The sequence below is a fragment of the [Mannheimia] succiniciproducens MBEL55E genome, from assembly GCF_000007745.1.
GTDB classification, from domain to species: domain Bacteria; phylum Pseudomonadota; class Gammaproteobacteria; order Enterobacterales; family Pasteurellaceae; genus Basfia; species Basfia succiniciproducens.
Genome location: NC_006300.1, coordinates 1,450,728 through 1,471,293, shown reverse-complemented (window position 1 = coordinate 1,471,293; position 20,566 = coordinate 1,450,728). Strand labels below are relative to the sequence as shown.

Annotated in this window: 21 protein-coding genes and 1 tRNA gene; 15 read left to right on the top strand and 7 right to left on the bottom strand. The window is 42.0% G+C overall.

All coding sequences use genetic code 11. The features are described from left to right. Positions 1–98 precede the first annotated feature (98 nt). On the top strand, positions 99–1,433 hold the full coding sequence (gene argG, locus MS_RS06730; RefSeq protein ID WP_011200652.1) for an argininosuccinate synthase: 1,335 nt from the start codon (positions 99–101) through the stop codon (positions 1,431–1,433). A 123-nt stretch (positions 1,434–1,556) separates the two neighbouring features. On the opposite strand, the gene MS_RS06725 is transcribed toward argG, so the two are convergent. Next, positions 1,557–2,576: a PTS transporter subunit IIC gene (locus MS_RS06725; protein ID WP_011200651.1), complete on the bottom strand. Its 1,020-nt coding sequence runs from the start codon at positions 2,574–2,576 to the stop codon at positions 1,557–1,559. A 305-nt stretch (positions 2,577–2,881) separates the two neighbouring features. Between MS_RS06725 and cmk the strand changes: the two genes are divergently transcribed. The 7 genes from cmk (at position 2,882) to yciH (ending at position 8,500) form a co-directional block, all read left to right on the top strand. Further along, a complete protein-coding gene (gene cmk / locus MS_RS06720; RefSeq protein ID WP_011200650.1) occupies positions 2,882–3,559 on the top strand; it encodes a (d)CMP kinase in 678 nt (225 codons plus the stop codon). A 102-nt stretch (positions 3,560–3,661) separates the two neighbouring features. Then, positions 3,662–5,311, top strand: a complete 1,650-nt coding sequence (rpsA, locus tag MS_RS06715) for a 30S ribosomal protein S1 (protein ID WP_011200649.1) — start codon at positions 3,662–3,664, stop codon at positions 5,309–5,311. A 132-nt stretch (positions 5,312–5,443) separates the two neighbouring features. Beyond that, positions 5,444–5,728 (top strand): integration host factor subunit beta, encoded by a 285-nt coding sequence (locus MS_RS06710; protein WP_011200648.1) that lies wholly within the window; start codon positions 5,444–5,446, stop codon positions 5,726–5,728. Positions 5,729–5,830: 102 nt separating this feature from the next. After that, positions 5,831–6,127, top strand: coding sequence for a LapA family protein (locus MS_RS06705; RefSeq protein WP_011200647.1), 297 nt, complete (start codon positions 5,831–5,833; stop codon positions 6,125–6,127). Beyond that, positions 6,127–7,323 carry a lipopolysaccharide assembly protein LapB gene (lapB, locus tag MS_RS06700; RefSeq protein WP_011200646.1) on the top strand — a complete coding sequence of 399 codons (1,197 nt, stop codon included), beginning with the start codon at positions 6,127–6,129 and terminating at the stop codon, positions 7,321–7,323. The genes MS_RS06705 and lapB overlap by 1 nt, the downstream gene beginning before the upstream one ends. A gap of 16 nt (positions 7,324–7,339) precedes the next feature. After that, entirely contained in the window at positions 7,340–8,044 is a 705-nt protein-coding gene (pyrF, locus tag MS_RS06695) for an orotidine-5'-phosphate decarboxylase (RefSeq protein WP_041639844.1), read from the top strand. Between the two features lie 141 nt (positions 8,045–8,185). Next, entirely contained in the window at positions 8,186–8,500 is a 315-nt protein-coding gene (yciH, locus tag MS_RS06690; RefSeq protein WP_011200644.1) for a stress response translation initiation inhibitor YciH, read from the top strand. A gap of 142 nt (positions 8,501–8,642) precedes the next feature. On the opposite strand, the gene MS_RS06685 is transcribed toward yciH, so the two are convergent. The 4 genes from MS_RS06685 to MS_RS06670 all read right to left on the bottom strand — a co-directional run bounded on the left by MS_RS06685 (position 8,643) and on the right by MS_RS06670 (position 12,876). Beyond that, positions 8,643–8,993, bottom strand: a complete 351-nt coding sequence (locus MS_RS06685) for a SirB2 family protein (RefSeq protein ID WP_011200642.1) — start codon at positions 8,991–8,993, stop codon at positions 8,643–8,645. A 95-nt stretch (positions 8,994–9,088) separates the two neighbouring features. Next, on the bottom strand, positions 9,089–11,068 hold the full coding sequence (gene rnb / locus MS_RS06680) for an exoribonuclease II (protein ID WP_011200641.1): 1,980 nt from the start codon (positions 11,066–11,068) through the stop codon (positions 9,089–9,091). A gap of 97 nt (positions 11,069–11,165) precedes the next feature. Then, positions 11,166–11,954 carry an enoyl-ACP reductase FabI gene (locus tag MS_RS06675; protein ID WP_041639842.1) on the bottom strand — a complete coding sequence of 263 codons (789 nt, stop codon included), beginning with the start codon at positions 11,952–11,954 and terminating at the stop codon, positions 11,166–11,168. A 151-nt stretch (positions 11,955–12,105) separates the two neighbouring features. Further along, the gene (locus tag MS_RS06670; protein ID WP_011200637.1) at positions 12,106–12,876 is read right to left on the bottom strand and encodes a Nif3-like dinuclear metal center hexameric protein; all 771 of its coding nucleotides are present in this window, start codon (positions 12,874–12,876) and stop codon (positions 12,106–12,108) included. Between the two features lie 205 nt (positions 12,877–13,081). Here MS_RS06670 and hypB point away from each other — a divergent pair, with 205 nt between their 5' ends. From hypB to hypE, 3 genes are all read left to right on the top strand, one after another. Continuing rightward, positions 13,082–13,897, top strand: coding sequence for a hydrogenase nickel incorporation protein HypB (gene hypB / locus MS_RS06665; protein WP_011200636.1), 816 nt, complete (start codon positions 13,082–13,084; stop codon positions 13,895–13,897). Between the two features lie 63 nt (positions 13,898–13,960). After that, a complete protein-coding gene (gene hypD / locus MS_RS06660) occupies positions 13,961–15,073 on the top strand; it encodes a hydrogenase formation protein HypD (protein ID WP_011200635.1) in 1,113 nt (370 codons plus the stop codon). A gap of 47 nt (positions 15,074–15,120) precedes the next feature. After that, positions 15,121–16,134, top strand: a complete 1,014-nt coding sequence (hypE, locus tag MS_RS06655; RefSeq protein ID WP_011200634.1) for a hydrogenase expression/formation protein HypE — start codon at positions 15,121–15,123, stop codon at positions 16,132–16,134. Positions 16,135–16,237: 103 nt separating this feature from the next. Here hypE and MS_RS06650 read toward each other — a convergent pair. Further along, positions 16,238–16,314, bottom strand: a tRNA-Met gene (locus tag MS_RS06650). A gap of 236 nt (positions 16,315–16,550) precedes the next feature. On the opposite strand from MS_RS06650, the gene mltA reads away from it, so the two are divergent. The 3 genes from mltA to znuA all read left to right on the top strand — a co-directional run bounded on the left by mltA (position 16,551) and on the right by znuA (position 19,482). After that, positions 16,551–17,651 (top strand): murein transglycosylase A, encoded by a 1,101-nt coding sequence (gene mltA / locus MS_RS06645; protein WP_041639839.1) that lies wholly within the window; start codon positions 16,551–16,553, stop codon positions 17,649–17,651. A gap of 75 nt (positions 17,652–17,726) precedes the next feature. Beyond that, positions 17,727–18,494, top strand: coding sequence for a tRNA cyclic N6-threonylcarbamoyladenosine(37) synthase TcdA (gene tcdA, locus MS_RS06640; RefSeq protein ID WP_011200632.1), 768 nt, complete (start codon positions 17,727–17,729; stop codon positions 18,492–18,494). 28 nt (positions 18,495–18,522) lie between these two features. Next, complete coding sequence (gene znuA / locus MS_RS06635; protein ID WP_011200631.1) at positions 18,523–19,482, top strand: zinc ABC transporter substrate-binding protein ZnuA; 960 nt, start codon at positions 18,523–18,525, stop codon at positions 19,480–19,482. 42 nt (positions 19,483–19,524) lie between these two features. Here the strand turns inward: znuA and MS_RS06630 are convergent, their stop codons facing one another. Next, on the bottom strand, positions 19,525–19,860 hold the full coding sequence (locus MS_RS06630; protein ID WP_011200630.1) for a hypothetical protein: 336 nt from the start codon (positions 19,858–19,860) through the stop codon (positions 19,525–19,527). 220 nt (positions 19,861–20,080) lie between these two features. Here MS_RS06630 and lrp point away from each other — a divergent pair, with 220 nt between their 5' ends. Continuing rightward, positions 20,081–20,560 (top strand): leucine-responsive transcriptional regulator Lrp, encoded by a 480-nt coding sequence (gene lrp / locus MS_RS06625; RefSeq protein ID WP_011200629.1) that lies wholly within the window; start codon positions 20,081–20,083, stop codon positions 20,558–20,560. Positions 20,561–20,566 lie beyond the last annotated feature (6 nt).

The following is a 20,566-nucleotide window of genomic DNA, read 5'->3' as shown; positions in this document are numbered from 1 at the left end:
TTAAAAGTGCGGTTGAAAAATTCATAATTTTCACTGATAATAGACCGATTTTATATCGGAACACAGGATTACATAAACGTCAATAAGTAGGAATAACTATGTCAAACACAATTCTACAAAACCTACCTCTAGGTCAAAAAGTGGGGATCGCATTCTCCGGCGGTTTGGATACCTCTGCAGCCTTATTATGGATGCGTCAAAAAGGTGCGGTGCCTTATGCTTATACGGCTAACTTAGGCCAACCGGACGAAGACGATTATAATGCCATTCCTAAAAAAGCCATGGCTTACGGTGCGGAAAACGCCCGTTTAATCGATTGCCGTAAACAATTGGCGCAAGAAGGTATCGCGGCCATCCAATGCGGTGCATTCCATATTTCAACCGGCGGCGTTACTTATTTTAATACAACCCCGCTTGGCCGTGCCGTAACCGGTACCATGCTGGTTGCCGCCATGAAAGAAGATGACGTAAATATCTGGGGTGACGGTTCAACATTCAAAGGTAACGATATCGAGCGTTTCTATCGTTACGGTTTATTGACCAACCCGAATCTTAAAATCTACAAACCTTGGTTAGACGATCAATTTATTGATGAATTGGGCGGCCGTTTCGAAATGTCGCAATTCTTAATTGCCAACGGTTTTGATTACAAAATGTCGGTGGAAAAAGCCTATTCGACAGACTCCAATATGTTGGGTGCAACACACGAAGCGAAAGACTTGGAAGATTTAAGCACCGGCATTAAAATCGTCAAACCTATTATGGGCGTTGCGTTCTGGGACGAAAGCGTTGAAATCAAACCTGAAGTGGTTACCGTTCGTTTCGAAGAAGGCGTGCCGGTAGAATTAAACGGTAAACGTTTTGACGATGTGGTCGAGTTGTTTATGGAAGCCAACCGAATCGGCGGTCGTCACGGTTTAGGAATGTCAGACCAAATTGAAAACCGTATTATCGAAGCAAAATCCCGCGGTATCTATGAAGCGCCGGGAATGGCATTGTTCCATATCGCTTACGAACGTTTGGTTACCGGTATTCACAACGAAGATACCATCGAACAATACCGTATCAACGGTTTGCGTTTAGGCCGCTTATTATACCAAGGACGTTGGTTTGACCCGCAAGCGTTAATGTTGCGCGAAAGTTCGCAACGCTGGGTAGCCAAAGCGATTACCGGCGAAGTGAAACTTGAATTGCGCCGCGGTAACGATTATTCGATTTTGGATACCGTATCGCCGAACTTAACTTACGAAGCGGAACGTCTAAGTATGGAGAAAGTGGAAGATGCGCCGTTTGACCCGATCGATCGTATCGGTCAGTTAACTATGCGTAACTTAGACGTTACGGATACGCGTAATAAGCTCGGTATCTATTCGGAAGCAGGCCTTCTCACCGCCGGTAAAGATGCCGTCGTACCGCAATTAGGTAGTAAATAGTTTGCTAATTAATTAAAATAAATAGCCATACATTTTGTGTGGCTATTTTTTCGAGTATTTATCAAATAAATATAAATTTGACGATATCAAATGAATAAAAGTGCGGTTATTTTTTTGCATTTTTTAAACGGCAAGTTTTAAATCACCGGGTTTAATCCAGCCTTTTCTGCGCATTAGATAGGTTATAAGCAGGCTTAAAATTGCCGGAAGAATAAAATGTAACACTAAAATGACAAGCCAAATATAAGGCGAGTTACCCATTGCATTTATCGTTCCGATTTGTCCCACTAAACCGCTTGTTCCCATACCGGCGCCGGATGGGATATTTTGCATTTGAAAAATAACCGTAGCAAAAGGCGCGATGATTGCACCGGATAAAGTCGGCGGAACCCATATTTTGGGATTTTTAACAATATTCGGTATTTGCAGCATACTGGTTCCTAACCCTAAACTGAGCAAACCTCCCCACCGGTTTTCTTTAAATCCTATCACGGCAAATCCTATCATTTGCGCACAACAACCGATAGTTGCAGCGCCCGCCGCTAAGCCGCTTAATGATAATGTTACCGCGATGGCCGCACTGGAGATCGGTAATGTTAAGATCATACCCATTAATACGGAAACGAGAATACTCATTGGAATCGGATGTAATTCTACCGCCCACATAATCATTGCGCCGGTTTCCCGCATTAATGAGGCAAGAAACGGACCCATAAATTGTGCGGTGGCAATACCTGATAATAATGTCACCGCCGGTGTAATTAAAATATCAATTGGTGTAGTTTTATTGACAAGTTTGCCAAATTCGGCACCTATTGCGGCAGCAATAAAACAACCTATTGGGCCGCCTAATGTAGCGCCGGCTATACCTGTTGTGGTGCTGGAGAGCAGTACGAGGGGTGGCGCCTTTAGTGCATAAGCTACACCAACACCGATAGCTGCTCCCATTGAAGATTGCGCTAACGCACCCAATTCATTAAGCCAGAGAATATCAAGCCAATCCCCTGTATTTTTCAGAATTAAACCTATAATCAATGAACCGAATAGACCTAGCGCCATAAAATTCATTGCATCAATGGCATAACGACGTAAACTGAACTTGATGTTTTGACGAATAAGAAAGTTTTTCAGTCGGTTTTTCATGGCAAATTATTCCTATCAATAATTAAGTTGACTTTTAATAAATGTATATTATTTGCTACATATTTTATCCGGTAATACAAAATATATACTTAGCAGCTAAAAATCAAGTGCTGTTTAAGTGGTTTTTTATTATTTTTTTGTAGCATAAATATAAGTAAGCAAGTGAAACGGTATTTTTAGACTAAAATATTTGACTTACGGCAATAAATTATTGTTTATCATCCAAATCATATTCAGGTAAAATTACGTTATCTATACATAAATTCCGATTAGTTGAAATCGGATAACATTATTAAAGAGTATCTATGACTAAAAATATTGTAATTACGGTTGACGGTCCAAGCGGTGCGGGTAAAGGCACATTATGCTACGCTTTGGCGAATAGATTAGGTTTTGCCTTATTAGATAGCGGTGCAATTTATCGGGTTACCGCGCTAGCGGCATTACAATGTAAAGCGGATTTAACCAATGAAGCGGAACTTGCCGAATTGGCGGCTCATCTTGATATTGAATTTTTGCCTGAAGCGGGTGAAGTTAAAGTAATGTTGGGCGGGGAGGATGTCAGCGGTTTAATCCGTACTCAGGAAGTGGCTGATGCGGCTTCGAAAGTGGCGGTTTTTCCTCAGGTTCGCAGTGCACTTTTACAATTACAGAAAGATTTTGCCACACCGAAAGGGTTAATTGCGGACGGTCGCGATATGGGTACGGTGGTTTTCCCGACGGCGCAAGTCAAATTATTTTTAGACGCCAGTGCCGAAGAACGCGCAAAAAGACGTTTTAAACAGTTGCAAAATAAGGGAATTAGTGGTAACTTTGACCAGATTTTAGCCGAGATTAAGGATCGTGACTTCAGAGACAGAAATCGTCCCGTCGCGCCGTTGAAACCCGCTGATGACGCTTTATTATTAGACAGTACGACACTTAGTATTGAAGAAGTGATTGCACAGGCGCTAAGTTATATTCATCAAAAGGTGAAAATCTAGCTGGAATTCAGGGTTTGTTCACGGACGGATAAACTTTTATTATCAGCCCCACTTTATAAGGATAAGAAGTGGACGTTATTAACTATTTTAGAAGATTAATTTATGTCAGAATCTTTTGCTCAACTATTTGAAGAATCATTAAAAGAACTTGAAACCCGTCAAGGTTCAATCGTTAGCGGTACTGTTGTTGCTATCCAAAAAGGCTTTGTGCTTGTTGACGCTGGTTTAAAATCAGAATCTGCAATTCCTGTGGAAGAATTCCAAAATGCACAAGGTGAATTAGAAGTTCAAGTCGGTGATGTTGTAAATGTTGCTTTAGACGCAGTGGAAGACGGTTTCGGTGAAACTAAACTTTCTCGCGAAAAAGCGGTTCGTCACGAATCTTGGATTGAGTTAGAAAAAGCATACGAAGAACAAGCTACTGTTACCGGTTTAATCAACGGTAAAGTTAAAGGTGGTTTCACAGTTGAGTTAAACGGTGTTCGTGCATTCTTACCTGGTTCACTGGTAGATACTCGTCCGGTACGTGATACTCTACATCTTGAAGGTAAAGAGTTAGAATTCAAAGTTATCAAATTAGACCAAAAACGTAACAACGTAGTTGTTTCTCGTCGTGCGGTAATCGAATCAGAAAACAGCCAAGATCGCGAAGAAATTTTAGCGAACTTAGCTGAAGGCGCAGAAGTTAAAGGTACGGTTAAAAACTTAACCGATTACGGTGCGTTTGTTGATTTAGGCGGTGTTGACGGTTTATTACATATCACCGATATGGCTTGGAAACGTGTTAAACACCCAAGTGAAATCGTAAATGTGGGCGACGAAATTACCGTTAAAGTATTAAAATTTGATAAAGATCGCACACGTGTATCTTTAGGCTTAAAACAATTAGGTCAAGATCCATGGGCTGCAATCGCTCAAAACCATCCGGTCGGCAGCAAATTAACCGGTAAAGTAACCAATTTAACCGACTACGGTTGTTTCGTTGAAATTTTAGACGGCGTTGAAGGTTTAGTTCACGTTTCTGAGATGGACTGGACAAACAAAAATATCCACCCATCTAAAGTTGTAAGCTTAGGCGATACCGTTGAAGTTATGGTATTAGAAATCGATGAAGAACGTCGTCGTATTTCTTTAGGCTTAAAACAATGCAAAGCAAATCCGTGGTTACAATTTGCTGAAACTCACAACAAAGGCGATAAAGTTGAAGGTAAAATCAAATCAATCACTGATTTCGGTATCTTCATCGGTCTTGAAGGCGGCATCGACGGTTTAGTTCACTTATCTGACATTTCTTGGAATGTGGCAGGTGAAGAAGCGGTTCGTAACTACAAAAAAGGTGACGAAGTCGCAGCTGTTGTTTTACAAGTCGATTCGGCTAAAGAACGTATTTCTTTAGGTATCAAACAACTTGAAGAAGACCCGTTCAATAACTTCGTAGCGGTAAACAAAAAAGGTGCGGTAGTTTCTGCAACTGTTGTCGAAGCCGATAGCAAAGGCGCTAAAGTTGAATTAAACGGTGGCGTTGAAGGTTATATCCGTGCAGCGGATTTAACAGACGAAGTAAATGCCGGTGATGTTGTGGAAGCAAAATACACTGGTGTTGATCGTAAAGCTCGCATCGTTCATTTATCCGTACGTGCGAAAGATCAAGCTGAAGAAGCTGCTGCAGTTGCAAGCGTGAATAACAAACAAGAAGACGTTGCTATTCCAAACGCAATGGCTGAAGCATTCAAAGCTGCTAAAGGCGAATAATTACTTATTTACCAAGTAAAGTAAATTAACCGGCGTGCATTAGTGCGCCGGTTATCTCACAAAGAGAAGTACAACATAATGGTTTAGTAAAAGAATTATTATGTTGTATTGTTGAAATAAAAGGATCCCATTATGACTAAATCAGAACTTATTGAAAGTTTGGTTGAAAAAAATCATTCTATTTCAGTGAAAAGTGTTGAGAATGCGGTAAAAGAGATTCTTGAACATATGTCTCAGGCTTTAGAAAGCGGTGATCGAATTGAAATCCGGGGATTCGGTAGTTTTTCCTTACACTTCCGTCAACCTCGAGTGGGTCGTAATCCTAAAACCGGTGCACAAGTGAAATTAGATGCGAAATGTGTTCCTCATTTTAAAGCGGGCAAAGAATTAAGGGAACGAGTGGATTTTAACGCGTAAGTTTAAAATACTCGGATATCGTCAAAATAACGACACGTAAAGTGTCGTTTTTTGTATTGATTTTTGGCATAATGAAAAAAATTTATTTGAGGAAAATGCATTATGATTAAATATATTTTTGCGTTTGTAATTATTATTGCGATTATTTTAGTGGCAATTACGGTGGGTGCGAATAATGATCAAGTTATTACTTTCAACTATATTATTGCGCAAAGTGAGTTGCAATTATCTTCTTTAGTAGCGATTTTATTTGGTTTCGGTTTAATTTTGGGATGGCTCATTACCGGTTTCTTCTATTTAAAACTGAAACTTAAAAATATTACGTTAACACGCCAAGTAAAACGCCAAACTCAGCAAATTAACGAACTTACTACCAGTCTAGATAAGGCTGCACAATAATGCTTGAATTACTCTTTCTGCTTTTACCCATTGCCGCTGCTTACGGCTGGTATATGGGACACCGAAGCGCGAAGAAAGATCAGGAAGACGTCAGTAATAAATTATCCCGTGACTATGTGACGGGAGTAAATTTTCTTTTATCCAACCAAACGGAAAAAGCGGTCGATTTATTTTTACATATGTTGCAAAAGCAGGAAGAAGAAAATGAGATCGATAGCAATTCACAATTTGAAGCGGAGCTCACTTTAGGTAATCTGTTTCGTTCCCGTGGTGAAGTGGACAGAGCCTTACGAATTCATCAAAATTTAGACCGCAGTTCTTATTACACTTTCGAACAAAAATTGTTAGCCAAGCAGCAATTGGCTAAGGATTTTATGTCCGTAGGCTTTTTTGACCGAGCCGAAACGCTTTATATTATGTTAGTGGACGAGCCCGAATTTGCCGAAGGCGCATTACAACAATTAGCCGTTATTTATCAAAAAACAAAAGATTGGAAAAAAGCGATTAATGTGGCGGAAAAATTAGCCAAAATTTCTCCTCAGGAAGATAATATCGAATTGGCGCAATATTATTGTGAATATGCCCGTACATTGGGGGAGGAGAGCAAAGAGCAGCCTAAAGAAATTCTTCAGCAGGCATTGACTGTTTCACCTAGTTGCGTCAGAGCTTCTATGTTATTGGGGGATTTTTTGATACAAGAAGAGCAGTATGCGAAAGCAGTCCCTGTGCTTGAGAATGTACTGACGCAAAATGCAAGTTATGTGGGTGAGGTTCTCCCTCAACTTAAAGAATGCTATCAGCATTTAAATCAATTGGATAATTTCGAATTATTTTTAATTAGAGCCAATCAAGAATATAAACATAATAGCTCGGTTGCCCTAGCACTGGCGGATTTAATTGCCGAACAAGACGGCCGTGCAGCGGCACAGAATAAGGTTTATCAGCAATTAACGCAAAATCCGAGCCTGTTTTTATTTCACCGTTTCGTTCAATATCAGGTAGATGATGCCGAAGAGGGACGGGGCAAAGACAGCCTGGTTTTATTACACCGTATTGTTGGCGAACGAATTAAACAAAGTTTTGGTTATCGTTGTACAAACTGCGGTTACCAAAGTCATAAATTATTATGGTGTTGCCCGTCTTGCCGTCAATGGGAAAAAGTGAAACCGATTCGCGGTATTGAAAGCCAAATTTAGCAAAGAGGAAGTTAATATGAGTAATAAAATTATCGTAGCATTAGATTACGAAACGGAAAAAGAAGCGCTCCAATTAGTGGATCAAATCGATCCGAGTTTATGCCGCTTAAAAGTGGGTAAAGAAATGTTTACTACCTTAGGTACAAATTTTGTAAAACTGCTGCAAGACCGTGACTTTGATGTGTTTTTGGATTTAAAATTCCACGATATTCCGAATACGGTTGCAAGAGCGGTACGTTCAGCCGCCGATCTTGGAGTATGGATGGTGGATCTACATGCCAGCGGCGGTTTACGAATGATGGAAGAAGCGAAGAAGATTCTTGAGCCTTACGGTAAAGATGCGCCGATTCTGATTAGCGTTACCGTTTTAACCAGTATGGAAGATTTGGATTTGTTACAAATCGGTATTAACGCTTCACCGATGGAGCAAGTTATCCGCCTTGCTCATCTAAGTCAACGTGCGGGTTTAGACGGTGTGGTTTGTTCGCCGCAGGAAGTGGAAATTTTACGTCAACATTTAGGTAAAGAGTTCAAATTAATTACACCGGGAATTCGTCCCGTGGGTTCTGAATTCGGTGATCAACGCCGAGTCATGACTCCTCCGGCGGCAATTGAAGCCGGTTCCGATTATTTAGTGATTGGGCGCCCGATTACGCAAGCGGCAAATCCGGCTGAAGTGTTGCGTTCAATTAATGCGTCTATTGCGAATTTAATCGCTTAATAAGAAAATAGCCGCTCTCGCCTAACAAGGCGAAGTTATAAAGGCGGACCGGAGCCTGCCTATATAGTTTTGTTAAAAATCCGAAGCGGGCGGTAATGTCCGCTTTTTAGTTAAAAATTTGAAAAAACAGACCGCACTTTTATGAATGATATTGTATATTCCACTGAAACCGGCAGAATAAAGCCGGAGAAAACAAAGCAAGAGCGTCCTAAAGGCGACGGCATTGTCCGTATTCATCGTCAAACCAGCGGGCGCAAAGGCGCCGGTATTTCTTTGATTGTCGGATTAGATTTGCCGGATGACGAACTGAAAAAATTAGCCGCAGAATTGAAGAAACGTTGTGGTTGCGGCGGTTCGATTAAGGACGGGAATATCGAAATTCAAGGTGAAAAACGGGATTTACTTAAACAATTGTTGGAACAAAAAGGATTTAAGGTTAAATTAGCCGGCGGCTAAATTTTCCGTAGTCTTCTGTAAAACACCGCACTTTTACCGTTAAATTGAAACGAATTAAAGTGCGGTGTTTTTTACTCGCTCCGCTCACCTCTTTGGAGCCGTTGGTATAGCCAAGGTTCAAACGCCGGCGTTTATGTGAAATTTAGTGAAAATAACCTAAGTACATTGCCGCTAAAAACGCTGAAAGGGCGAGAATTAAAAACAAAATATTCGACTTGACGGCATTTTTTTGAAAAAATTTTGCTGAAAAGAACGCATATAGAACCAATAGAAGTACTTTTCCTATTAACCACATTTGTAATCCGTAACCAAATACGAATACCAATGCGACCCCGCTTAAAACCAACAACGTATCGGCTAAGTGCGGTGTGATTTTTAAAAGTTTTACGGTGCGCCAGTCCTTGCCTTGTAATTGCATATAACCGCGCACGATTAATAGCATCAGACTCAGAAAAGCAAAGGTAATATGGGTTTGAAGTAGTGTTGTTAGCATAATAATCGCTCAATAAAGTTATAACGGTATTTTATATAAACCGTTTACCGTTAGAAAAAAGAAAAGTGCGGTAAAAAATACCTCACTTTTTCCCATTAAACCAGGTTGCCGATCAGGCTACGGGTTTCTTCTTTTACTTCCGTCAACCGAATGTTAACGATGTCGCCGATTTTATAACGGCGTTCGCCATTGATATAAAGGGCCAGTTCATCGGTATTGACTTGAATTTCGTCTTTGTTCGGATGAATACTTGAGGCCGGCACGAATACGCTTGCACCGTTTTCCAATAATTGCACCCGTAAACCGCCGCGCATGCAATCCTGTACTTCCGCCCGGAATTCCGGGTTGCTTTCCACTTTATCCGCCAGATAACGGCAGTATAGCCAATCGGCAATATCACGTTCCACCATACGGTTTTGTTTACGGGCTTCCTGCAAGCGGGCAAGAGTTTCATCGCTCGGTTTTACACATTCCCGGTTAGCTAGACAGGCTTTAATTAAGCGGTGATTCACCATATCGGAATATTTACGGATTGGTGAGGTCCAGGTGGCGTAACCCGTTAAACCTAAACCGAAATGCGGTGCGAGTTCCGACTTAAATTCCGCAAAGGTCAGGAAACGACGTAAACGGAATTCCAGATAATCGCCTTCAATTGGTTCAATATCATGTCGCATACGGCAATAGCCCGCTAAGGTAGCTAAATTTTCCACGGAATAACGCTCGGCTAATTCCTGTTGGTTTTCTTCGTTACTCAGATTTGCCATTAAGAAATTATGGGCGTTCGGCAGGAATTTTTTATCGAATCCTACATGAGTATTGAAAATCCCGGTTTGCGCATTTTTCGCCAAATAATGCGCGCAACAAATATTGGCGATAATCATGGATTCTTCCACGATTTGGTTGGCAATGCGACGATATTCCGCCTTAATTTCACGCACATGACCGTTATCCGCCAGTACGAAACTGTAATCCGGTTTTTCTTTGAATAATAACCCGTGTTTTTTTCGCCAGTTAATGCGAACCAAGGCAAACTGGTGCAGCCAATTAATTTGTTGTTGAGTACTTTCGTTTTCAGGTTGCCAGGCGTTCTCGACTTGTTCTAAATAGTCGGATACGTTGTTATAAGCCAGTTTAGCTTTCGATTGTACCTGAGCTAATATAAATTCGGGTTCGCCGACGATTTCGCCTTGCATATCGGTTTCGAGTCGGCAAACAAGCGCCGCGCGGGTTTCATTTTCCATTAATGAACAAAGTTCGTCGGATAGTTCCCGAGGCAGCATCGGAATGTTAAATCCCGGCAAATAATTAGTGAAACAGCGCTTGCGGGCATCTTTTTCAATTTGTGAGTCAAGGGCGATATAAGCGGTAGGATCAGCAATCGCCACCGCAAGCTTCCAGCCCGTCTGTTCGTCGTTTGGGGCGGTAACAGGCTCGATATAAAGGGCATCGTCCATATCCTGCGTATTTTCACTGTCGATGGTGACGAAATGAAGTGCGGTTAAATCCCGGCGGGTTTCCGTATCTAACATGGAATAAACTTCTTGACCTTGAACCGGATAACGGGACTGTTCGTGACGCGCGAGGGTTACCCACCAAGGGGCGAATTCGTCCTCTGCCGAACAAATAAATTCGGCAATTTGCGCATAAAAGAAACGATCATCGCGTAGCGGATGGGTTTTTAACGTCGCCACCACCCAATCGCCCTCTTTGAGTTCCTGTTTGACGGTTTTGGCTTGGGCGGCGCCGATAGGCTGATTAATATTGGGGTGATCAACCAGGACTTGTAATTTTTTATCTTTATTGAACCGCACTTTTGCGATAAAACGGGTCAGCATCGGTTCAATTAATTCTTCAGGCTCCGCCTGTTTTTTATCGCCGATAGTTTCGATTGCCGCTTTTATTTTATCGCCGTGCATCACTTTTTTCATGGCTGGCGGCGCAATGAAGAAAGTTTCTTTTTCCGTTTCTAAGAAACCGTAGGCTTTATCCGTGCCTTTCACCACGCCTTCAACGTGCGGCTTACTGTCGTGTAATTGTTGTTTTAATTGAGATAATAAAGGATTGTTCTGAAACATATTTTGCCCAGAGACAGGGAGATATTCCTGTTCAAATATTATAAATATTAAGGGACAGGCATAAAACCTGTCCCTGCGAGATGAATAAAAAAATGAATTACTCTTCGCCTAATTCACCCATGGCGGTGATGCTGAAACCCGCATCGACATGTAATACTTCACCGGTTACGCCGGAGGATAAGTCAGAACATAAGAATGCGGCGGAGTTGCCCACATCGTCAATGGTTACGGTGCGACGTAATGCGGCGGTTTTCTCGAAAGCGGAAAGCATTTTCTTGAAGTTTTTAATGCCGGAAGCCGCAAGCGTACGGATTGGACCTGCAGAAATTGCGTTTACGCGAATGCCGTCTTTACCTAAATCCGCCGCCATTACGCGGGTTGCCGCTTCTAATGAGGCTTTCGCCAGACACATCACGTTATAGTTAGGAATTGCACGTTCGGCGCCTAAGTAAGTTAAGGTCACTAATGAAGCGTCTTTGTTTAAGAACGGACGTGCCGCTTGCGCCATAGCGACAAAACTGTATGCGCTGATGTCGTGGGCAATACGATAACCTTCGCGAGTGGCGGCATTAACGTAGTCGCCGTCTAATTGATCGCCCGGTGCGAATGCGATGGCATGTACGAAACCGTCGAATTTATCCCAAACTTTGTTTAAATCGGCAAAGCATTTTTGAATGCTTTCGTCCGTTGCTACATCTAACGGCAGAACGATATCCGAACCGAATTCTTTGGCAAATTCTTCAACTCGAGGCTGTAATTTATCGTTTAAATATGTAAATGCTAATTCCGCACCCTGTGCTTTCAATGCTTTTGCAATGCCGTATGCGATGGAACGGTTGCTGGCAAGACCTGTTACTAAAATTCGTTTACCTGTTAAGAAACCCATTTTGAAATCCTATTTGGTTGTTGAAAAATCGTGCGTAGTATAAAGGAAAATCCTCATGATTACAAAGCAGATGAGTGAAGTATTGCAACAAAACTGTGGAAAAAACTACCGCACTTTATATTTGTTCTTTTCGGTAAAGTACGGTTGAATTTTAAGCCGGATTATCAATGTCGATAAATTCCACTTCAAATTGATATTCCTGCGCCAACCATTCACCTAACGCCCGAATGCCGTAACGTTCGGTAGCATGATGACCGCAGGCAAAATAATGGATGCCCAGTTCTCTGGCGCTGTGAGTCGATTGCTCGGAAATTTCACCGCTGATAAAGGTATCGCAGCCCCGTGCCGCCGCCAAATCAATATAACCCTGACCGCCGCCGGTGCAAATACCGATTTTGCGGATTAAGTGCGGCGGATTTTGCGTTAGTTCTTCCGCGTTGCAAACTATCGGTTTACGTTGAAGGGATTTTTCGATACGTCGGGCAAAATCTTCCAAAGATATTGGTTGTGCAAGTTCGCCAAATACCGGAATGCTTACGGAATCCGATTCTAAGGGTTGTAAATTTTCTATTTTTAATAATTTCGCTAACTGCGCGTTATTTCCCAGTTCGGCATGTACATCGAGAGGAAGATGATAACCATACAGATTAATATCGTTAATCAATAACGTTTTTATACGTTTGCCTTTCATACCGCGGATACAGGGATCTTCGTTTTTCCAGAAATAACCGTGATGTACTATAACGGCATCGGCATGTCGCGCTATCGCAGCCTCAATCAGGGCTTGGCTGGCCGTCACCCCAGTCACAATTTTCCTGATTTCCGGGCGGCCTTCCACTTGTAAACCATTGGGCGCATAATCCGCAATAGTTGCAGAATTAAGTTTTTGACTGATAAGTTTTTCAAGCGCTAAATTATTCATAAAGTATCTCTTATTTAGATGAAAAGTGCGGTCAATAATAAAGGAGTTTTTGCAAAATGAATAGGGTTGCTTGTTTTATATTCATTGAATTGTGAAACATTTTATCCGTTTGATCAGAGCTTAAGGGGTTTATGATCTTCATCAATACAGTGAATTATTATTGTGATATTCTTGTTAAAATTTTTATATATAAGCGGGGAATTTTATGTGTACGACCTGTGGTTGCGGCCACCCGGAACAAGTGCGTATCGGTGAGTTACAACATACGCATAGCCATTCAGAACATCAAAGTGCGGTAAAAATGCCGGATTTTTCTCAATCTGTATTTCATTCCATGAAACCTTCAATTCATGAACATGCGGGTGAACAGGATAATACCCAAAAACGGCTGTTGAAAATCGAGCAGGACGTATTGGGCAAAAATAATCGAATTGCCGATTCAAATCGTAATTTATTCAATTATTTGAACCTGACCGTATTTAACCTGGTTTCAAGCCCGGGTTCGGGTAAAACAAGTTTGTTGACGGCTACATTAAATTCGCTGAAAAACGACCGCAATTGTTATGTGATCGAAGGTGATCAGCAAACGGAAAATGATGCGGATCGCATTCGTGCGACAGGTGTGCCCGCCATTCAGGTGAATACGGGGAAAGGCTGCCATTTGGATGCGCAAATGATTAGTGACGCTATGATGAAATTGCGCCCGCAGGAAAACGGTTTGTTATTTATTGAGAATGTCGGTAATTTGGTTTGTCCGTCGGAATTCGATCTCGGCGAGAAAGCGAAAGTGGTGATTCTTTCTGTCACGGAAGGTGAAGATAAGCCTTTGAAATATCCGCATATGTTTGCCGCTTCAAAGCTGATGATTTTAAATAAAGTGGATTTATTGCCCTATCTGAAATTTGATGTGGAAAAATGTATTGAAAATGCAAAACGGGTAAATCCGCAAATTGAAGTGATTCAACTTTCCGCCGCTACCGGCGAAGGCTTGCAGGATTGGTTAAACTGGTTACAACAATAACATTCTTATGTAGGGCGTATTGAACGCCCTGTCTTTTTATCGCGATGTCGGCATGGGGGAATAATGCAGTTCGTGGATGAATTTCGCGATCCTAAATTGGCTAAACATTTAGTTGAACGATTAACAAAATTAATGAAAAATTTACCGCAGTTTTCGGCAAAAAATCCATTGTATTTAATGGAAGTCTGCGGCGGGCATACTCATAGTATTTTTAAATTCGGTTTAGATCGGTTATTGCCCGAGTCTATCGAATTTATACACGGACCGGGTTGCCCGGTTTGCGTGTTGCCTATGGGGCGGATTGACCTGTGTATTGAGATTGCACAAAATCCCAATGTGATTTTTTGCACTTTTGGCGATGCCATGCGGGTAAAAGGGCGTAAAGGTTCCTTGCTGGAAGCAAAAGCCCAGGGTTGTGACGTACGCATTGTTTATTCTCCGCTGGATGCGTTAAATATCGCCTTAAGCAATCCCGATAAAAAAGTGGTATTTTTTTCGCTTGGTTTTGAGACTACAATGCCCGCCGCCGCCGTGACTTTGCAACAGGCAAAACGGCGGAATATTGCCAATTTTTGGATCGTTTCTCAAAACATTACTATTATTCCAACATTGCGCAGTTTGCTTTCGCAGGATCAAATTAAAATTGACGGTTTTATTGCGCCGGGTCATGTGAGTATGGTGATTGGCTCCGCACCTTATAGGGAACTTTGTAAAAAATTCCGTAAACCTTTTGTAATCGCCGGGTTTGAACCTTTAGATATTCTGCAATCTATTGTTATGTTGGTAGAGCAGTTTGCGGACGGGCGTTGCGAAGTTGAAAATCAATATAAGCGAATCGTGCACGAACAGGGCAATATGTTGGCGCAAAAAGCTATGGCGGAAGTGTTTCAACTTAAAGCCCGCAGCGAATGGCGAGGTCTTGGTGAAATTGAAGAATCCGGCGTGGAATTAACCGTCGATTATCGCCGCTTTGATGCGGAGATCTACTTTAACAGTAAGGCGCAGCAAGTCGCCGATGATCCGAATTCCCGTTGCGGCGATGTGCTAACCGGCAAATGCAAACCTGCCGACTGCCCGTTATTTGGCAGTGACTGTAACCCTGATAACGCTTACGGCGCATTGATGGTTTCTTCGGAAGGTGCCTGTGCGGCTTATTATCAGTATCGCAGAGAGTAAAATTAGCGGCTTGCAACAGGCAGGCAAAACATAACAAAGAGAATATTATGACTGATTTCATCACAATGGCTCACGGCAATGGCGGTGCCGCCATGCAACAACTGATTCGGGATTATTTTGTTGAAGCCTTCGATAACCCGACTTTAGCCCAAGGGGAAGATCAAGCCCGAATTCCTTTGGCTGAACTGATAAAGTGCGGTGAAAAATTAGCATTTTCTACCGACAGTTTTGTGATTGATCCGATCTTTTTCCCCGGCGGAAATATCGGCAAACTCGCTGTCTGCGGCACGGTAAACGATATTGCCGTTGGCGGTGCGATTCCGAAATATCTTTCATGCGGATTTATTCTTGAAGAAGGTTTACCGCTCAGCGAATTAAAGGAAATTATTCGGGCAATGGCGGAAACTTGCCGCCGGGCGGGCGTTCAGATAGTCACCGGCGATACTAAAGTGGTACAAAAAGGCGCAGTGGATAAAGTGTTTATCAACACCAGTGGAATCGGCGTGATTCCCGCAGAGATTGATTGGGGAGCACATCAAATAGAAGCGGGTGATAAAATTATTGTCAGCGGCACTATCGGCGATCATGGCGCAACGATTTTAAACCTACGCGAAAATCTCGGCATTAAAACCGATTTGCATAGCGATTGCGCAGTGCTTAGTTCATTAATTGATTTGCTACGCCCGATTCAGGGAGTAAAAGCGATTAGAGACGCAACTCGCGGCGGCGTAAATGCGGTTTTACACGAATATGCTCAAACACAAAATCTGGGCATGCAAGTGCATGAAGAAGATTTACCAATGCGTAACGAAGTACGCGGAATCTGCGAACTGCTCGGCTTGGAACCATTAAATTTCGCTAATGAAGGCAAGCTTGTAATTATTACTAAAGCGGAAAAAACTCAGGAAATTCTGACCGCACTTCACAGTCATGAATTAGGTAAAAACGCGGCGATAATCGGCGAAGTCACCGATGATAAAAAGGTAAGGGTTGTAGGCATTTTCGGGCAAACAAGATTGTTGGATTTACCTGCAAACGAACCGTTGCCGAGAATTTGTTAAGAATGTTTTAATGTTTTTTAGGGGCGGTTTTTTTTATCGCCTTTTTCTATATAGGGCAGATAACAAAAAGGCATTAATAAAATTAATGCCTTTCTTTTGAATTTGGTTGCGGGGGCCGGATTTGAACCAACGACCTTCGGGTTATGAGCCCGACGAGCTACCAAGCTGCTCCACCCCGCGTCTGATGGGGCGTACTATACTCGCATTTTTTTGAATTGCAAGGACTATTTATGTTAAATGCTTCGTTCGCAATAAAAATAAACGATTTGCATAAATGCTAAACAACTCGGTCATCCGATAATTAGAATTTGGATAAAAAAGATTAGAGACTTTGTATAAATTTTGATAGCATAACTTCCCCTTAAATTAGTTGATTAGCTGCTGATTTATTTTTGAATTTTATTAGGACCTTTATTATGTTTTTTACAAAAAATTTTGTATTAAAAGCGGCGACCGTGCTTGCTGCGACAGTTTTGGCCGCTTGCTCGTCCAATACCAATGCGGTTAAAAAAACAACGGAATCAAGCGTAGATCCGGCGCAATTCGGGGCAAAATATAAAGGGCGCAGTTACAGCACAAGTCTTTTCAGCAGCGCGAATGTGGATAATTATTCCGGCGTGGTCAATCAGGGTGATTTTTTAACCCAGTTATCCAATGTTCGGGCTTATTCAACAGGTATTTCCTCAACTTATTATGATAACTACAATAAAATCAGCCAATGGGTTTTAGCCGGCGCGGACGTTAATCAGCTTGCCAATTACGGTATTCGTCCGCAAGTTATGTCGGGTGAAGACGGTTATCAGAACGTGTTATTGACCGGCTATTATTCGCCGGTAATTCACGCCCGTTATTCCGCACAGGGAAAATACCAACATCCTATTTATGCAATGCCGTCTCAAAAACGTTTTACCCGTTCGCAAATTTATGCCGGCGCACTGGAAGGTAAGGGACTGGAGCTGGCTTATAGCGATTCTATGCTGGATAATTTTCTGCTTGGCGTGCAGGGCAGCGGTTATGTGGATTTCGGTAACGGTAATTTAAATTATTTCGCCTACGCAGGACAAAACGGCTATAAATATCAGGCTGTAGGCAGATTATTAGTGGAAGACGGCGAAATTCCGAAAGAAAAAATGTCGATTCAGGCAATTCGCGATTGGGCTGAGCGTAACCCTTCAAGGCTACAAAGTTTGTTAGAGCGTAATCCTTCTTATGTTTTCTTCAAAAATGATCCGGCGGGGAAAGTAAAAGGTTCGGCAGGTGTGCCTTTAGTGCCTTTGGCTTCCGTGGCTTCGGATCGCAGCATTGTGCCTTCGGGCTCCGTGCTGTTGGTGGAGATTCCGCAAATTGACAACGAAGGAAACTGGACGGGCGAACATCGTTTACATTTGATGGTGGCGTTAGATGTGGGCGGAGCGGTAAAAGGAAATCATTTTGATTTATACCAAGGTATCGGCGATAAAGCGGGTCATATTTCAGGTTTATTAAAACATTACGGACGAGTTTGGGTGTTGCGTTAATTTTGTTACTCAATTGGAAACTGCCGGCACGGACATTGTTCGTGCCGGCTTTATGTGAACATAAGGAAAATTTAAATGGAAAGAGTGGATAATTACGAACAGCGTTTCGGCGGTATCGGACGTTTATACACCCCACAGGGATTGGAACGCTTACGTCAAGCGCATGTTTGCGTGATTGGTATTGGCGGTGTCGGCTCTTGGTGTGTAGAAGCGTTGGCGCGTTCGGGGGTCGGCAAGTTGACTTTAATCGATATGGACGATATTTGCGTTACCAATATTAATCGCCAAATTCATGCACTCACCGGCAATATCGGTAAATTAAAAACCGAAGTGATGAAAGAGCGGGTGGAGTTGATCAACCCTGAATGCAAAGTTGAAATCATTGATGATTTTATTTCTCCCGAAAATTTAGCGGAATATCTACACAGCGATTATGATTATGTGATCGATGCCATTGATAGCGTAAAAACCAAAGCGGCGTTAATCGCTTATTGTAAGCGTAATAAAATAAAAGTGATTATGGTTGGCGGTGCCGGCGGTCAAACGGATCCGACTCAAATTCAAATTGCCGATTTAAGTAAAACCGTACAGGATCCTTTAGCCTCAAAAGTGCGGTCGCTTTTACGTAAAAATTATCATTTCAGCCAAAATCCGAAGCGTAAATTCGGTGTGGATTGCGTATTTTCCACGCAGCCGTTGATTTTTCCGCAAATGAGCGAAGGTTGTGGGATTTCCGCTTCAATGAATTGTGAGAACGGCTTTGGTGCGGCGACCATGATTACGGCAACTTTCGGTTTTTTTGCGGTTTCTCGAGTTGTCGACAAGTTACTTACTAAACAATAACTTTATTTTTATAAAAAGGGGAATATTTATGGCAAACAGATTGATTTTAAAACAAGTTTTATTGGCTGCAATCCTCAGTTCCGCGGCTTGTGCGGTAAATGCGAAAGTAGTGGCGTCCATTAAACCTTTAGGTTTTATCGCATCTTCCATTGCCGATGGCGTAACGGAAACGGATATTGTGGTGCCGACCGGTGCGTCTCCCCATGATTACAGTTTAAAACCCACTGACGTAAAAAAACTGAAATCCGCGGATTTATTACTCTGGATCGGCGAGGATGTCGATAGCTTTTTAGCGAAAAGTATCGGTGCTTTAGACAATCGAAAGGTTATCACTATCGCTAAGCTTGATAGCGTTGCGCCGTTACTTGGTAAGGCGACACATCATCATAAAGAACATGACCATGAACATCATCACGCTGATCACGAGGATGAGCATCAGCATGATCATGACGAACATGATAAAACAGGTCTAAGTACTAACTGGCATATTTGGTATTCGCCTGAAATCAGCAAAATGGTGGCTGCGGAATTAGCGGAGAAACTGACCGAACGGTTTCCTGCCCAAAAAGAATTAATAGCTGAAAACTTACTTGATTTTAACCGCACTTTAAACGAGCGAAGCGATAAAATTAAACTGCAGCTTGCTGCCGTTAAAGACAAAGGATTTTATGTTTTCCACGATGCTTACGGCTATTTCAACGATGCTTACGGGCTGAAACAAACGGGCTATTTCACTATTAATCCGTTGGTTTCGCCGGGGGCAAAAACCTTGGCGACAATTAAAGAAGAAATTGCCGAACATAAAGTCTCCTGTTTATTCGCCGAGCCGCAATTTACGCCTAAAGTGATTGAAAGTTTAAGCAAAGGCACTGGCGTCCATGTGGGGCGTTTGGATCCTATGGGCGATAAAATCCAACTAGGCAAAAGATCGTATGCGGATTTTTTACAATTTACCGCCGATAGTTATGGGGAATGTTTAGCTAAATAACGCAAAAGTGCGGTTAAAATTTTCGTTTTTTTGACCGCACTTTTAAATGCAGCCGCCGCAGCTGCCGCAACGCCAATCCGCTTTGTTTACCGCTTTATAGAACAAACGCATGTTTTCTTCTTCCAGCGGAATATTATGTTCGATAAATACATCGCTTAACCAGTCGATATTTTCGAGTAGCCAGTCATCTTCATCCAGTCCTTCAAGATAGAGTTCATCATCCGGGTCGATAAAATTGTAGATCCCTTTTGTGCCCATATCCTGATCACGACGTTCTTCGGGAAGAACAAGCGGTAATCCTTGGTAATTAATATCCCAATGCCCTAAACAGAGGGTATTTCCCTGGGTGGACCATTTAGCGGTAAAAGGATTTTCCATGATGATTTCCTTAGTTTGTTAATAAGTTGTTATAAATTATACGCCTGATAAGCGTAAAATACATACAAAAAATGAGTGATAATTTGCATGAAAAACTATAAATAAGAGAAAAAATAAAATTTTTACCCAATCCCGAGGCTAATTAACCGCAAAAAAACACATAATGAACTGGAAAATAGTGTAGAATCAAACGAATAATCTACATTACATGGTGAATTTTATGGAAAAAAAATTGCCTAAAGCACTCGACAGCATAGATATTAAAATTCTTAATGAATTGCAACGTAACGGCAAAATTTCAAATATTGATTTGTCAAAAAAGGTCGGATTGTCGCCGACACCTTGTTTGGAGCGGGTAAAGCGCCTTGAGAAACAAGGGGTTATTATGGGCTATAAAGCATTATTAAACCCGGAATTATTAAATTCGCCGCTTCTTGTTATTGTCGAAATTACCTTAATCCGCGGGAAACCCGATGTGTTTGAAGAATTTAATGCGGCGGTACAGGAACTGGATGAAATTCAGGAATGCCATTTGGTTTCCGGGGATTTTGACTATTTGCTGAAAACCCGTGTGGCGGATATGGCGGCATACCGTAAATTACTCGGCACAACCTTATTGCGTTTGCCCGGTGTGAACGACACCCGAACTTATGTGGTGATGGAAGAAGTAAAACAGACTAATTTTTTACAATTAAAATAATAGAAA

Bases quoted from the DNA above. Each gene is read 5' to 3' on its own strand.
- znuA (WP_011200631.1), top strand. From the start codon at position 18,523: ATGGCAAACAGATTGATTTTAAAACAAGTTTTATTGGCTGCAATCCTC.
- mltA (WP_041639839.1), top strand. From the start codon at position 16,551: ATGTTTTTTACAAAAAATTTTGTATTAAAAGCGGCGACCGTGCTTGCT.
- lapB (WP_011200646.1), top strand. From the start codon at position 6,127: ATGCTTGAATTACTCTTTCTGCTTTTACCCATTGCCGCTGCTTACGGC.
- MS_RS06725 (WP_011200651.1), bottom strand. From the start codon at position 2,576: ATGAAAAACCGACTGAAAAACTTTCTTATTCGTCAAAACATCAAGTTC.
- pyrF (WP_041639844.1), top strand. From the start codon at position 7,340: ATGAGTAATAAAATTATCGTAGCATTAGATTACGAAACGGAAAAAGAA.
- lrp (WP_011200629.1), top strand. From the start codon at position 20,081: ATGGAAAAAAAATTGCCTAAAGCACTCGACAGCATAGATATTAAAATT.
- MS_RS06685 (WP_011200642.1), bottom strand. From the start codon at position 8,993: ATGCTAACAACACTACTTCAAACCCATATTACCTTTGCTTTTCTGAGT.
- yciH (WP_011200644.1), top strand. From the start codon at position 8,186: ATGAATGATATTGTATATTCCACTGAAACCGGCAGAATAAAGCCGGAG.
- hypE (WP_011200634.1), top strand. From the start codon at position 15,121: ATGACTGATTTCATCACAATGGCTCACGGCAATGGCGGTGCCGCCATG.
- rnb (WP_011200641.1), bottom strand. From the start codon at position 11,068: ATGTTTCAGAACAATCCTTTATTATCTCAATTAAAACAACAATTACAC.
- argG (WP_011200652.1), top strand. From the start codon at position 99: ATGTCAAACACAATTCTACAAAACCTACCTCTAGGTCAAAAAGTGGGG.
- tcdA (WP_011200632.1), top strand. From the start codon at position 17,727: ATGGAAAGAGTGGATAATTACGAACAGCGTTTCGGCGGTATCGGACGT.
- MS_RS06710 (WP_011200648.1), top strand. From the start codon at position 5,444: ATGACTAAATCAGAACTTATTGAAAGTTTGGTTGAAAAAAATCATTCT.
- rpsA (WP_011200649.1), top strand. From the start codon at position 3,662: ATGTCAGAATCTTTTGCTCAACTATTTGAAGAATCATTAAAAGAACTT.
- MS_RS06705 (WP_011200647.1), top strand. From the start codon at position 5,831: ATGATTAAATATATTTTTGCGTTTGTAATTATTATTGCGATTATTTTA.
- cmk (WP_011200650.1), top strand. From the start codon at position 2,882: ATGACTAAAAATATTGTAATTACGGTTGACGGTCCAAGCGGTGCGGGT.
- MS_RS06670 (WP_011200637.1), bottom strand. From the start codon at position 12,876: ATGAATAATTTAGCGCTTGAAAAACTTATCAGTCAAAAACTTAATTCT.
- hypD (WP_011200635.1), top strand. From the start codon at position 13,961: ATGCAGTTCGTGGATGAATTTCGCGATCCTAAATTGGCTAAACATTTA.
- MS_RS06675 (WP_041639842.1), bottom strand. From the start codon at position 11,954: ATGGGTTTCTTAACAGGTAAACGAATTTTAGTAACAGGTCTTGCCAGC.
- MS_RS06630 (WP_011200630.1), bottom strand. From the start codon at position 19,860: ATGGAAAATCCTTTTACCGCTAAATGGTCCACCCAGGGAAATACCCTC.
- hypB (WP_011200636.1), top strand. From the start codon at position 13,082: ATGTGTACGACCTGTGGTTGCGGCCACCCGGAACAAGTGCGTATCGGT.